This window comes from Stenotrophomonas maltophilia group sp. msm4 (assembly GCF_032025605.1).
Taxonomy (GTDB): Bacteria; Pseudomonadota; Gammaproteobacteria; order Xanthomonadales; family Xanthomonadaceae; genus Stenotrophomonas; species Stenotrophomonas sepilia.
In genome coordinates, this window is sequence record NZ_JAVSKK010000004.1 from 544,066 (window position 1) to 557,737 (window position 13,672).

A 13,672-nucleotide genomic window follows, 5' to 3' on the forward strand; every position below is an offset into this window, starting at 1 on the left:
CGCCGCCCCGCGCATGTCATCGCAACCGTAACCGAACACCGCCGCCGGCACCCAATCGAGTGATGAGGAGAGACATCATGAACACCCGCAAGACCCTGCTTTCGGCCGCCATCGTAAGCTGCATCGCCTTCAGTGCGCACGCACAGCAGGCGGCCCCGACCGCCACCGATCTGGACACCGTGACCGTTACCGGCATCCGTGGCTCGATGGAAAAGTCGCTGGACACCAAGCGCGAAGCCAATGCGCGCGTGGAAGTGGTCACCGCCGAAGACGTGGGCAAGCTGCCCGCGCACAACGTTGCCGATACCCTGCAGCGCCTGCCGGGCGTGAACATCAGCTCGTCCAGCGCCGACGAAGGTGGCTTCGATGAAGCCGACCGTGTCAGCCTGCGCGGCACCAGCCCGAGCCTGACCCAGACCCTGATCAACGGCCACACCGTCGGCTCGGCCGACTGGTTCGTGCTCAGCCAGGGCAACAACGTCGGCCGCAGCGTCAGCTACTCGCTGCTGCCGTCGGAACTGGTCAGCTCGGTGGAAGTGAACAAGTCCTCGCAGGCCAAGCTGCAGGACGGCGGCACCACCGGTACCGTCAACATCATCACCCGCAAGCCGCTGGAATTCTCCAAGCCGTTCACCGCGGAAGGCTCCATCGGTGCGGTGCGTTCGGACCTGGCCAAATCGACCGATCCGCAGTACTCGGCATTGTTCAATTACAAGAACGACGAAGGCACCTTCGGCGTGATGGTGCAGGGCTTCAGCCAGAAGCGCGAACTGCGCCGTGAAGCGCAGGAAATCCCGGGCGGCTTCTTCAAGATCGGCGCCGGCGACCCGGTCGCCAGGACCAATCCGGACCTGATCGGCGTCAACGTGCCGGGCCTGCTGGGTTCGACCCTGTTCGAACAGACCCGCGAACGCAAGGGCGGCCTGGTCTCGCTGCAGTTCAAGCCGAGCGACAGCCTCACCCTGGGCCTGAATGGTTTCAGCTCCGAGCTGAAGGCCAACAACTACAACCGCAACTTCATGATGTTCGGCAACAGCTTCGCCAAGTCGCAGGCGCCGGATCCGGGCTATGTGGTCAAGGACGGCGTGCTGACCAACGCCACCTACAGGGGCGTGCCGGGCACCGACTATGCGGTGTACGACATGATCTACCGCGAGTCGAAGGCCAAGTCGAGCTATGTCACCTTCGATGCCGACTGGCAGATCAGCGACAGCCTGACCGCCACGTTCCAGGCCGGCAGCACCAAGGGCACCGGCGAGACGCCGCGCCAGTACATCGCCGAGGTCACCCTCGCCAACGGCGGCGGCGCCAGCTGGGCCACCCACGGCAATGGCTCGCCGATCGACTGGAACGTCGGCGGCGACCTCTCGCCCAACGGCGTGACCGGCTTCGGCACCTGGGGCAACCAGCAGGTCACCGCTGAAGACAAGGAGAAGTGGGCCACGCTCGACTTCAACCAGTACTTCAATGATGGCGGCGTACTGAGCTCGATCGACTTCGGCCTGCGTTTCGCCGACCACAAGCGCGAAGCGCTGTCGCCGGAAGGTGCAACCCCGGGTGACATCTGGAGCGCGCTGAAGAACGGTGCCACGGCCAACTATCCCAGCGGCTTTGCCGGTGACATCGGCGGCACTTTCCCGCGCAACCTGTGGTACTTCACCCCGGGCGCGCTGAAGGACGCGGTGACCAACAACTCCACCTGGCTGGCCGGCAATGACGGCCCGACCGGTCGCCACAACTATGGCGCCGAGTGGAAGGTGAAGGAAAAGAACTTCGCCGGCTACGTGCAGGCCAACTTCCGCGGCGACTGGTGGAGCGGCAACGTCGGCCTGCGCTACGTCAACATCAAGCAGGACATCGACACCTACAACGCCGTCAGCAAGGCCGCAGATGCCGATGTCAGCAGCCTGTTCGGCATGTGGGAGCGCCTGGCCTTCCAGAACAAGCGCAACCGTGTCCTGCCCAGCGCCAACATCAAGTTCGACCTGGACGACTCGCTGGTGCTGCGTGTCGCCGCCTCGCAGACCCAGACCCTGCCGGACTACTCGGCACTGGGCGCGTCCTCGTACGGCTCGGACCTGAACCGCACCGGCGGCGGCGGCAATCCGAACCTCAAGCCGACCCTGTCGACCAACCTGGATGCCAACCTGGAGTGGTACTTCATGCCGCGCGGCCTGCTGTCGGTGGGTGCGTACCACATGAAGCTGAAGGACTACATCGCCTTCGACGTGGTCTCGCGCCAGCTCTACAGCGAACTGACCAACCAGCTTGAGACCTACCAGATCTCCACCCCGATCAATGCCGACGGCAAGGTCACCGGCGTGGAAGTGGCCTACGAGCAGCCGATCGGCGAGTACTTCGGCATCAACGCCAACTACACCTACGCCAACGGCACCACCTCGCACACCTGGTCGGATGGTTCGCACAACCTGCTGGGCACCTCGAAGAACACCTACAACGTGGGTGCCTACTTCGAGAACGAGCGTTTTGGCGCCCGGGTCAGCTACACCCGCCGTTCCTCGTTCCTGATCAGCCTGTCGGGCACCAACCCGTACTACCAGGATGATTTCGGCACGCTGTCGGCATCGCTGAGCTACAAGGCCACCGATTGGCTGAGCATCAGCCTGGATGGCCTGAACCTCAACAACCCGACCTACAAGTACTACCAGACCGCGGCCATCCCGACCTCGTTCTACAGCAACGGTCGCCAGTACTACCTCAACTTCCGCTTCAAGTACTGATCCAGCGGCAGCAACATCGCCGAGTCGTGCACGCACGCCGGGCCTGGGTCATTCCGGGCCCGGCGTTTTTCATGTATAGCGTTCATCGCACCGTTCCAAGGAGTCGTTCCGATGGTCAAACCTTCCCGCGCCCGGATGCGCAGCGCAGTGCTGCTGGGCAGCCTGCTCGCCCTGTTGCCGGCACTGCCCGCACTCGCCGCCGATCCCACGCCGGCCGCTGAAGCACCGGGTCCGCAGCTGCGTGCCGGCAGCCTGATGCTGATTCCCGCGCCCGCTACCGTGCAGCACGGCCAGGGCAGCGGCATCACCGTACGCGCCGATACCGCGCTGCACGCCGAAGGCGAAGCCGCGCAGCGCGTCGCCACCCAGTTCGCCGACCTGCTGGCCCGCAGTGGCGGTCCGCGACTCATACCGGCCAAGGGCAAGGCGGCAGGCACGTCGGGCAGCATCCGCTTCCAGATCGTTCCGACCTTCCGCGACAGCGGTGAGAGCTACACGCTGGAAAGCACCGCGCAGGGCGTACTGGTGCAGGCCGGCAACGAAACCGGCCTGTTCTACGGCGCAACCACGCTTGCCCAGCTGGCCACGGGTGGCAGCAACGGCGTGCTGCCGGCGGTGCAGATCCAGGACGCGCCGCGCTTCGGCTGGCGCGGTTTCATGCTCGACTCGGCGCGGCACTTCCAGAGCCTGGATGAGATCAAGCGCGTGCTCGATGCGATGGCCGCGCACAAGCTCAATACCTTCCATTGGCACCTCACCGATGACCAGGGCTGGCGCATGGAGATCAAGCGCTACCCGAAGCTGACCGAGGTGGGCAGCTGCCGCCTGCCGGCCGGCGACGGCGGCATCGACCCGGCCAGTGGCCAGCAGCATCCGTACTGCGGCTTCTACACGCAGGAGCAGATCCGCGAAGTGATCGCCTATGCCGCCAGGCTGCATATCCAGGTGATTCCAGAAATCGATGTGCCCGGCCATGCCACCGCGGCGATCGCCGCGTACCCGGAACTGGGTTCGATCAACACCCCGCTGAAGCCGATCAGCGAATGGGGCGTGTTCCCGAACCTGTTCAACGTGGAGGACAGCACCGTCACCTTCCTCGAGAACGTCCTGGAAGAAGTGATCGCGCTGTTCCCTGCGAAGTACGTGCACGTCGGCGGCGACGAGGCGGTCAAGGACCAGTGGGAAGCCTCGAAACAGGTGCAGCAGCGCATGCGTGCGCTGGGCATCAAGGATGAAATGGCCATGCAGAGCCACATCATCAAGCGCCTGGAGACCTTCCTGGAGCAGCACGACCGGCGCCTGATCGGCTGGGACGAAATCCTCGAAGGCGGCCTACCACCGCAGGCCACGGTGATGTCGTGGCAGGGCACCGAAGGTGGCCTGGCTGCAGCCGGTGCCGGCCATGACGTGGTCATGTCCCCGGTGGGATACCTGTACCTGGATTACCTGCAGACCGCCTCGCCGAACGAGCCACCGGGTCGCCCGGCCCAGGTCAACCTCGGCAAGCTGTACAACTTCGAGCCGGTGCCGGCCGAGCTGGCGGCCGACAAGCGCCAGCACATTCTCGGCCTGCAGGCCAACATGTTCACCGAGCACACGCGCACCTACGCGCGCCTGCAGCACAACCTGTTCCCGCGCCTGGCCGCCGTGGCCGAGACCGGCTGGAGTACGCCGGAACATCGCGACTTCCGCGATTTCCTAGCGCGCCTGCCCGCGCAGCTGCAGCGCTACCGTGCCTGGGGCCTGGCCTACGCGCAGACCCCGTTCGAAGTGGGCGTGGACTACACCGATGATCGCGCGAAAAACTCCGTGACCCTATCGCTGGCCAATCCGCTGGGCTATGAAGTGCGCTACAGCACCGATGGCCAGCCGGTGACCGGGCAGTCGCCGTTGTACCAGCAGCCGCTGACCGCGACGCTGCCGACCACCGTGCAGGCCGCCGCGTTCTACCAGGGCCAGATGCTGGCCGCGAAGCCGACCATCGCCACGTTCACCGCGCAGTCGCTGCTCAGCCGCCGCAGCGATGCGCTGCTCAGCTGCGTGGGCAAGAAGGGGCTGGTGCTGCGCCTGGAAGACGACGGCCCGCGCGAGGGAACGCGTGCGGTGTTCAACGTCGACATCTTCCAGCCATGCTGGCGCTGGCCGCAGGCGCAGCTGGACGGCATCGGCAGCGTGGAGGTCCGCGCGGGCCGCATTCCGTACTACTTCCAGCTGGCCCACGATGAACCCAAGCGTCGCTTCGAAAAGGCCCGGAGCGCACACGGCGAAATGCTGATCCGCCGCGGTGATTGCACGGGCAAGGTGCTGGCTCAGGTACCGCTGCCGGCCACGCCCGATGCCGATGGCTTCGTGACCCTGCGTGCGGCGCTGCCGAAGGGCACGCAGGGCACGGGTGACCTGTGCATCAACTTCACCGGCGATACGCGCCCGGCGATGTGGGTGCTGGATGAGGTCACGCTGAAGAAGTAACCGCAAGCCTGTCCTGGCGCAATCCATCCACGCATGGCGTGGATCTACTGTACAGCCGAGCCCATGCTCGGCTGCCTTTCGGGAGGGAGCCGAGCACGGGCTCGGCGCTACAGGAACCTCAGCCCCGCCAGCGCATCAGCAGATCGCGCAACGGGGTCAGTGCCGTGGCCATGCCGGCCAGCACGCCGATCGTGTTGGCCAGCGCATCCATCGGGTCAGCAGTGCGGTTGCTGGTCAGCGTACCCTGCGCGAACTCGATGCCGACGCCCATCAGCACCAGCCCCACGCCCACCCACAGCAGCGGGCGCCCCGGCCGGAACAGCTGCACCGCGCTGCCGGCCAGGAGGAAGTAGGCGAGGAAGTGCTCGCCCTTGTCGCTGTTTTCCGGCAGCGGGATCGGCGGTGGTGGGATCAGGCAGACCACGATCACCAGCAACACCGCCAATGTCCAAAGCGCGGTCCAAAGCCGCGGCCGCCGCAGCGGCTTGATCAGCGGCAACGCATTGCTCACAGGCGCCAGCTCAGGTCGCCCAGTTCGAACGCCGGCTCGAAATCGACACCACGCTGCAGGCCGATGGCCTGGAAGCGCTCGCCCATCTCGGTCGGCAGGGTCAGCTTCTTCACCTGGTCACGCAGCTGGATGCGGCCGACCTCATCCGTACGCTCTTCGGCCAGCAGCAGCACCTGGTCCAGGCCGTTGCCGAGCAGGAAACTGGCCTGGCTGCAGTACCCCGCCAATTCGAAACCACCGTGCATGCCCGCCTCGGCCATCGCGGTGAAATCCACCGACGCGGTGATGTCCTGCAGGCCGGGCCAACGATGCACGTCGTTGTGCACGTGGTGGCGGTAGAACGCGCGGACCGTGCCATCGTCGCGGTCGTGCTGGTAGAACTCGCTGCGGCTGTAACCGTAATCGACAAACAGCATCGCACCACGCTGCAGGCCGCCAGCCACTGCCTGCAGCCAGTACGGCAGCTGCGGCAGCACCTCGGAGCGGTAACCGTCGGCAAAGGGCTTTTCCAGGTAGCGCTCGATGTGGCGCACCGCACCGTTGAGCAGGATGTCAGCCGGCTGCGCGCCACGGATGAAGTTGCCTTCGCCATCAAGCTCGACGGTTTCCTCATAGACCTCGCCGTCCCGGATCAGGAAACGCGGGGTCGGCAGCGCGTCGATCACCTCGTTGGCGAACACCACGCCCTCCCAGTCCTCCTCGAACGGGCGGTCGATCCAGCCCACGCGCGCGGCCAACTCGGCCGGCAGGTTCTGCTGCAGGCGCTGCTGCTGGCGCTCGCGCAGGTCGGCGCTGGGTTCGAGGATGGCGTAGCGCGATGGCAGCGCGTCCAGTTCGGCCAGGCGCAGCAGCACGGCCTCGGCGAAGGCGCCGGTACCGCCGCCCAGTTCCAGCATGCGGGCCTGCGCGCCCAGCTGGGCGAACACTGGCGCCAGCGCATTGGCCACGCTGCCGGCGAACAGGCTGCCGAGCTCGGGTGCGGTGGTGAAGTCGCCGCTGCCTCCGAACTTGCTGGCGCCGGCGCTGTAGTAGCCCCAGCCTGGGGTGTACAGGCACAGCTCCATGAAGCGCGAGAACGGCATCGCCCCGCCCTGCGCAAGGATTTCGGCGCGCAGGGCGGCCGCCAGCTGGTCGCTGTGGGCCAGGGCATCGGCGTCGGGCAGGGGGAAGGTGGGCTGCATGGCGTCTTCGAATGCGGTGACAATGGTGCACAGGATAGCCGAGCCTTGGAGGACCCTCGATGAGCGATACCCACCCCGTGGTCCTGATCACCGGCAGCGCGCGCCGGATCGGTGCGGCCATCGCCCGCCAGTTCCACGCCTGTGGCTGGTCGGTGGTACTGCATGCCAACACCTCCAGCGCCGAACTGCAGCAGGCCGCGTTCGATTTCGACAACGTGCGCCCCGGCAGCGTGCTGGCCCTTCAGGCCGACCTGCGTGACGCCGACGCCCTGCCCGACCTGGTGGAACAGGCCGTTACCCACTTCGGCCGCCTGGACGCTCTGGTCAACAACGCCTCCAACTTCTATGCCACCCCGCTCGGCCAGATCACCGCCGAGGCGATGGACGAGCTGTATGCAGTCAATGCGCGCGCGCCACTGCTGTTGTCACAGGCGGCCGCGCCCTACCTGCGCCGCCAGCAGGGCTGCATCGTCAACCTGACCGACCTGCACGGCACCGACCCGATGCGCGACCACATCGCCTACACCATGGCCAAGGCCGCGCTGGAGATGGCCACCCGTTCGCTGGCGCTGGAGCTGGCGCCCAAGGTGCGGGTCAATGCGGTGGCGCCCGGCGCGATCCTGTGGCCGGAACAGGGCAAGGACGATTTCGCCCGCGAGGCCCTGCTGGCGCGCACGCCTTTGGCGCGGATCGGTACGGTCGAGGAGATCGCCGAAGCGGTGTACTGGCTGGTGGCCGAAGCCAGCTTCGTCACCGGCCACACGCTGCGCGTGGATGGCGGGCGCACGGTCAGCTGAGAGGTTGCCGGCCAGCGGCCGGCGCTACCGGTCATGCCGGCCGCTGCCGGCAACCTCCATCAATCCAGGTCAACCACCTCGAACGCCTCCCCAAACTGCGCGTGCGCGCGCCACAGCGTGGCCAGGTCCAGCCCGCTGACCGGATCGATGAAGTCGGGCGCGATGTCGGCCAGCGGCTTCAGCACGAAGGCATGCTTCAGTTCGGGACGGGGAATGCGCAGGTGGCCGGGACCTTCCACCACCAGGTCGCCGTAGAACACCACGTCGATATCCAGGGTCCGGTCGGAGAAGCGCGGCCCACTACGGTCGCGGCCGTGCGCGTCTTCCAGCGCATGCAGCCAGTCGTCCAGTTCCTGCAGCGGCAAGTCCGTCTCGATCGCCACCGCGTTGTTGAGGAAGGCCGGGCCGTCGAAGCCGACCGCGGCGGTACGGTAGGCCGGCGAGACCTGCAGCGCGCCTAAGCGCTCGCGCAGGGCCGCCACCGCGGCGTGGAGGTAGCGGCGGGGCTGGACATTGCTGCCCAGGCTCAGGAGCACGGTCGTCATGCGGTTCAGGTGGCAGCGAGGGGGGCGTGGACATGCCGTCGTCACGGCGGCCTGCCTACAATCCGGGACGCACATGATAGGGCACCGACATGACCTATTGCGTTGGAATCGAGGTGGACGAGGGCCTGGTCTTCGCTGCCGACACCCGGACCAATGCCTCGCTGGACGATGTACGCGTGCATCGCAAGCTGCACGTGTTCGAATATCCCGGCCAGGCAGCCTACGTGCTGATGGCGGCTGGCAACCTGGCCACCACCCAGCTGCTGGTGTCGCGCCTGGGCCGCGACGCCGCAGAGCGGCGCGTGCCCAACCTGCGCGACATGACCCACCTGTTCGAAGCCGCCGCGTATGTGGGGCAGCTGCTGGTGGACAGCCAGGTGCACAGCAGCCACAGCGAACACGGCCATGACGGGGTCAACACCCAGGCCACGCTGATCTTCGGCGGCCAGATCGCCGGCGAGCGGCCCGGGCTGTACATGATCTACCCGCTCGGCAACGCCATAGCCGCCTCGCCGGAGACGCCCTACCTGCAGATCGGTGAATCCAAGTACGGCAAGCCGATCCTCGACCGCATCCTCAGCCCCGCCACGCGCCTGGAGGATGCCGCCCGCACGGCGATCGTCTCGTTGGACTCCACCATCCGTTCCAACCTGTCGGTAGGCCTGCCGATCGACCTGGCGCTGCTGCGCGACGGTGAACTGCGCATCGGCCAGCAGCTGCGGCTGGGCGCGGATTCCACGCTGTATGCCGACATCCACCAGAACTGGTCGCGGCGGCTGGAACAGGCGGTGGACGCGCTGCCGCGGTTCCCCTGGGAAACCGCCCTGTAGAGCCGAGCCCATGCTCGGCTGTCGAGGTCAATGCGAACAGCAGCCGAGCATAGGCTCGGCTCCACAGAACCCCAGCGGCATCAGCCCAGCGCCTCGGCCACTGCCCGGAACACCTGCTGCATCTGCAGCGGCTTGCGCAGTACATGGACGTCCACGCCGGCCGGGAAGGCATCGGCAGGCACCGCCACCGCCGCGTCCTCCAGCACCAGCGCCGGGCCGCGATAGCCCAGCGCAGCCATCTCGCCCAGCAGCTGGCTGGCCGGCAGCAGCTTTGAGCCGGCGTCTGCAATCACCAGCGCCGGCATCGCCTCCTGCTGCATCCAGCGCAGCGCCGCCGGGCCATCGGAGGCCAGCTGCAGCTGATACCCCTGGCTGGACAGCGCGTTGCCGAGCAGCGACAGGCGCGTGGCTTCGCCGTCGACCACCAGGATCGACTGGCCACTGCCCAGGGCCACCAGCTGCTCGATCGGCTCGCTGCCGTCGCTGGCTTCGTGCATCGGCAAGCGCAGCTCGAAGCAGGTGCCCTGCCCTGGTTGGCTGCTGACATGGATGCTGCCGCCGGCGCCTTCGACGATGCGCTTGCAGGAAATCAGGCCCAGGCCGGTGCCATCGGCCTTGGTGGTGAAGAACGGATTGAACAGGTGCGACAGCGTGTCCGCATCCATGCCGATGCCTTCGTCGGACACGCAGATCTGCATCCAGTCCACGCCATCGCGCTGGCCGGCATGGCTGGCGGTCAGGCTCAGGCGGCCACCGTTGGGCATCGCCTGGATCGCGTTGAGCGCCAGGTTCAGCATTACCTGCTGCAGTTCGGTGTAGTTGGCGTCGACTACCAGGCCTTCATCCAGCACCTGCAGTTCCAGGCGCACGGCATCGGGCACGTTGCTGCGCAACAGCAGCGCCACCGCATCGAACAGGCCATCGATCTCGATGCGCTCGCTCGGCTTGCGCGAACCACGCACGAACGACAGCATCGACTCGGCCATCTCATGGCCGCGGCGGCCACACTCGGCGATGACGTCGGCCAGGTGGTGCAGCTGCGGATCCTCGGTGCGGGCCTTCAGCAGGTCCGGCATGATCAGCAACGGCTGCAGGATGTTGCGCAGGTCGTGGCTGAGCCCGGCGGCAAGCAGAGACAGGCTTTCCAGCCGCTGCGCACGCATCAGTTCGGTTTCCACGCGTGCGCGCTCGACAGCACTGCGTGCATCGCGGATCGCACGCGCGACCGCCGAAGGCAGGCGCGCAGGCTGGTGCTTGATGATGTAGTCGTTGGCGCCCTTCTGCAGCGCCGCCACCGCATTCTCCTCACCCATCGTGCCGGAGACGAAGATGAAGGGCACCTCCGGCGAGGTCTCGCGCACGATGCGCAGCGCGTCGTCACCGGAGAACCCCGGCATGCTCAGGTCGGACAGCACGATGTCCGGCTGGAACACCGCCAGTGCCTGGCGCAGTTCCGCCTCGCTCTCGACACGCTCGAAGCGGGCCTCCAGGCCCGCGTCGAGCATCTGTTCGGACATCAGCTCGGCATCTTCCGGTGAGTCTTCCACCAGCAGGATGCGCAGCGCCCCCAGGGCGGGACCGGTCAGGGGCATGGGCTCACTCGAGTTCCGGTGCCTGGTTGATCAACGCCCAGAACTTGCCCAGGGTCTGCACTGCGCCGAAGAACTGGTCCACGTCCACCGGCTTGACCACGTAGGCGTTCACGCCCATGTCCCAGCTGCGGGCCAGGTCGCTTTCCTCGCGCGAGGACGACAGGATCACCACCGGCAGCCGCTTGAGTTCTTCGTGCTCGCGGATCTGCCGCAGCACTTCCAGGCCATCCATGCGCGGCATCTTGATGTCCAGCAGCAGCACCGCCGGCAAGCCTTCCTCGCGGTTGGCGAAGGCACCGCGGCGCAGCAGGTAGTCCATCACTTCCACGCCGTCCTCGACGTGCACGATGGGATTGGCCAGACGCGCTTCTTCCAGGGCGTCGATCGCCATTTCGGCGTCCGCCGGGCTGTCTTCGGCGAGAAGAATGGTGCGCAGAGTCGTCATGCAGAGGGACCTTGTTTGTCCGCGTCGGTCGCGGGAGGCAGGTAGAAGTGGAAAGTGGCGCCGACGTCCGGTTCGGCCTCGGCCCAGATACGGCCACCATGGCGGGTCAGCACGCGGCGCACGCTGGCCAGGCCGATGCCGGTCCCCGGATAGTCGCTGGCCTTGTGCAGGCGCTGGAACACACCGAACAGCTTGCCGGCGTAGGCCATGTCAAAGCCTGCACCATTGTCGCTGACCGTGAACTGATGGCCGCCGTCGGGCTGCTGCTGGTAGTCAACGCGGATCTTCGCCGGCTCGCGGTTGCCCGAGTACTTCACTGCGTTGCCGAGCAGGTTGAGCCAGACCTGGCGGATCATGTTCTCGTCGCCCACCACGATCGGCAGCGGCGCGATGTTCCACTCCACCTGGTGCACATGGCCGCTGTTCTCGGCCTCGGCCTGCAGGTTGGAATCGAGCATGGCCCGGGTGTCGGCCACCAGCGACTGCATGTCCACCGCCTGCTGCCGCATCGCCGCACGGCCAAGGCGCGAGTAGACCAGCAGGTCGTCGATCAACGCTGCCATGCGCCGGGCCGAACTGGAAATCACGTCCAGATAGTGGCGGCTCTTGTCATCGGCCTGATCGCCGAGGTGGCGCGACAGCTTGTCGGAGAATCCGGCCACGTGGCGCAGCGGTGCACGCAGGTCATGCGAGACCGAATAGCTGAAGGCCTCCAGCTCGCGGTTGACCTCGGATACCTGCGCAACCTTGCCTTCCAGCTGGCGGTTCAGCTCTTCCACGCGCAGCTGCACTGCGCGCTGCATGGTGACGTCGCTGATGGTCAGCAGCACTACCTCGTCATCGCTGTCGGGCAGCGGCATGCGCCGCGCGTTGAGCAGCATGTAGCGCACCACGCCGTCAGCGGTGCGCTGCTCGTGCTCGAAGTCCCACAGTTCGCGACCGCGCGACAGTACGTCGGCCAGGCGCTGCCGGACCACCGGGTCCTGCCATGCATTGTCGCCAACGTTTTCCAGCAGCAGGCCGTCGGCACGCTCGTCCTGCAGGCCGTACAGCTCAGCGAATGCTGGATTGTGCAGCTGCACGCGCAGGTCGCGGTCGAGCAGCACGATCGGTTCGCGCACGGTCTGCAGCACCGACGCCGCACGTGCAGCCGAGCGCAGCGATTGCCGCTCCGCATGCAGGCGACGGCCGATCTGCCGCTGCAGCAGCCACAGCACCAGGCCGAGCAGCGCCAGCTGGATCATCAGCGAACTCCACGACACCAGTTCGGTCTGCTTGCGTTGGCGCGCCGCCTGCTCGGCGCGCAGCGCCAGCAGCTTCTGCTCGCTGGCCTGCAGTTCTTCCACCAGCCCGCGGATGGGATAGCGCGTACTCAGGTCCTGCACCAGCTCGCGCTGGTCGCTGTTCGGCTCGGACCTGGCCAGCTCGCGGGCGAGTGTCATGCGGCCTTCCAGCATCGATTCGATCCGACCGATGCGGATCAGCTGGTCGGGATTGTCGCGGGTCATCCGGCCCAGTTCGGCCAGGCGCCCGGGAATTTCATCGGCGCGGGCCATGCGCTCGCGCAGGCCGGGGGCATCCACGCCCTTGGACAGGGTCAACGCGGCCGATTCAACGTCGCGCACATCTGCCTGCAGTTGCTGCAGTGCCACGCCCACGGCCTGGGTGTGGTTGACCCAGGCCATCGCTTGTTCGCTGTCCTGCTGCAGTTTACGCAGGGTCAACCACGGCACCACGATGATCGCGGCGGCGGCCAGCGCCAAAGCCGGCAACCGCCAGCGGTCCCAGATGTCGTCACTGAAAACCAGCGCCATAGTTCCTCTTCAGCTCTGCCGCGACGCATTGGCCGGGCCGAACCCGGTTGCGGCGGAACCGGCAATATAGCGCAGGCGGTCACAACTCTGGAATTTCCAGCGCGGTCGGCTGAACGGGTTGGCAATCAGACCTGTAGGGCCAAGCCCATGCTCGGCTGCCTTGGAGTTCCAGCCGAGCGTGGCTCGGCTCTACAGGTCAGCGGGCGCCCCACGCGGGGGCGCCCAACCGGTTCAGCGCTTGGCGGCAGCGCTGACCTTCAATGCGGCGGCATCGACGCGGGTCACGCCCTTGATGCCCTTGGCGGTGGTGACCGCCTTGTCCTTCTCGGCCTGGGTGGCCACGGTGCCGCTCAGGCTGACCACGCCGTTCACCGTTTCCACCTTGATCTCGGTGCCGGGGACGTTGCTGCTGGTCAGCAGGTCCGCCTTCACCTTGGTGGTGATCCAGCTGTCGGTCACCGGTTCGTTGGAATCATGGCGATCCGCATGGGTAGCCGGATGTGCGCTGGTGGCCGGCGGGCTCTTCGCGGCCGGGTCCTTGGCGAAGGCGGCCGAGGAGGACAGTGCCAGGCCCAGCGTCAGGGCAGAAGCAATCAGCGTGCGAGTGGTATTGCTCATCGTGTCGTTCTCCTTCGGGATGTGCTGCCAGTCTGGACAAGCGCACGTAGAGCAGGCGTGGCGTCGCGGTCATGCCGCCGTGAATCGAAGCGTTTCCAACGGCAACGGTTCAGTTTTGGGCTGTCCGCA

The 13,672-nt window shown here is 66.6% G+C and carries 11 protein-coding genes; 4 read left to right on the forward strand and 7 right to left on the reverse strand.

What is annotated here, in order from left to right:
* Positions 1-77: 77 nt before the first annotated feature.
* Together ROV93_RS20685 and ROV93_RS20690 are read left to right on the forward strand one after the other, a co-directional pair.
* Entirely contained in the window at positions 78-2,741 is a 2,664-nt protein-coding gene (locus ROV93_RS20685) for a TonB-dependent receptor (RefSeq protein ID WP_072167175.1), read from the forward strand.
* A gap of 111 nt (positions 2,742-2,852) precedes the next feature.
* Entirely contained in the window at positions 2,853-5,210 is a 2,358-nt protein-coding gene (locus ROV93_RS20690; protein ID WP_072167176.1) for a family 20 glycosylhydrolase, read from the forward strand.
* A 118-nt stretch (positions 5,211-5,328) separates the two neighbouring features.
* On the opposite strand, the gene ROV93_RS20695 is transcribed toward ROV93_RS20690, so the two are convergent.
* Complete coding sequence (locus tag ROV93_RS20695; RefSeq protein ID WP_072167177.1) at positions 5,329-5,721, reverse strand: hypothetical protein; 393 nt, start codon at positions 5,719-5,721, stop codon at positions 5,329-5,331.
* The gene (locus ROV93_RS20700) at positions 5,718-6,902 is read right to left on the reverse strand and encodes an SAM-dependent methyltransferase (RefSeq protein WP_072167178.1); all 1,185 of its coding nucleotides are present in this window, start codon (positions 6,900-6,902) and stop codon (positions 5,718-5,720) included. Before ROV93_RS20700 ends, ROV93_RS20695 begins: the two co-directional genes overlap by 4 nt.
* A 59-nt stretch (positions 6,903-6,961) precedes the next feature.
* Here ROV93_RS20700 and ROV93_RS20705 point away from each other — a divergent pair, with 59 nt between their 5' ends.
* Positions 6,962-7,699, forward strand: coding sequence for a pteridine reductase (locus tag ROV93_RS20705; protein WP_072167179.1), 738 nt, complete (start codon positions 6,962-6,964; stop codon positions 7,697-7,699).
* A gap of 59 nt (positions 7,700-7,758) precedes the next feature.
* Here the strand turns inward: ROV93_RS20705 and folK are convergent, their stop codons facing one another.
* Entirely contained in the window at positions 7,759-8,244 is a 486-nt protein-coding gene (gene folK, locus ROV93_RS20710; RefSeq protein ID WP_312541175.1) for a 2-amino-4-hydroxy-6-hydroxymethyldihydropteridine diphosphokinase, read from the reverse strand.
* 89 nt (positions 8,245-8,333) lie between these two features.
* Between folK and ROV93_RS20715 the strand changes: the two genes are divergently transcribed.
* Positions 8,334-9,074, forward strand: coding sequence for a 20S proteasome subunit A/B (locus ROV93_RS20715; protein ID WP_061479677.1), 741 nt, complete (start codon positions 8,334-8,336; stop codon positions 9,072-9,074).
* An 80-nt stretch (positions 9,075-9,154) separates the two neighbouring features.
* Here the strand turns inward: ROV93_RS20715 and ROV93_RS20720 are convergent, their stop codons facing one another.
* From ROV93_RS20720 to ROV93_RS20735, 4 genes are all read right to left on the reverse strand, one after another.
* Positions 9,155-10,666: a hybrid sensor histidine kinase/response regulator gene (locus tag ROV93_RS20720; protein WP_005419354.1), complete on the reverse strand. Its 1,512-nt coding sequence runs from the start codon at positions 10,664-10,666 to the stop codon at positions 9,155-9,157.
* Between the two features lie 4 nt (positions 10,667-10,670).
* Positions 10,671-11,111: a response regulator gene (locus tag ROV93_RS20725; protein WP_005411057.1), complete on the reverse strand. Its 441-nt coding sequence runs from the start codon at positions 11,109-11,111 to the stop codon at positions 10,671-10,673.
* Complete coding sequence (locus ROV93_RS20730; protein ID WP_072167180.1) at positions 11,108-12,925, reverse strand: ATP-binding protein; 1,818 nt, start codon at positions 12,923-12,925, stop codon at positions 11,108-11,110. The genes ROV93_RS20725 and ROV93_RS20730 overlap by 4 nt, the downstream gene beginning before the upstream one ends.
* Positions 12,926-13,156: 231 nt before the next feature.
* Entirely contained in the window at positions 13,157-13,543 is a 387-nt protein-coding gene (locus ROV93_RS20735; protein WP_072167181.1) for a BON domain-containing protein, read from the reverse strand.
* Between the last annotated feature and the right edge of the window lie 129 nt (positions 13,544-13,672).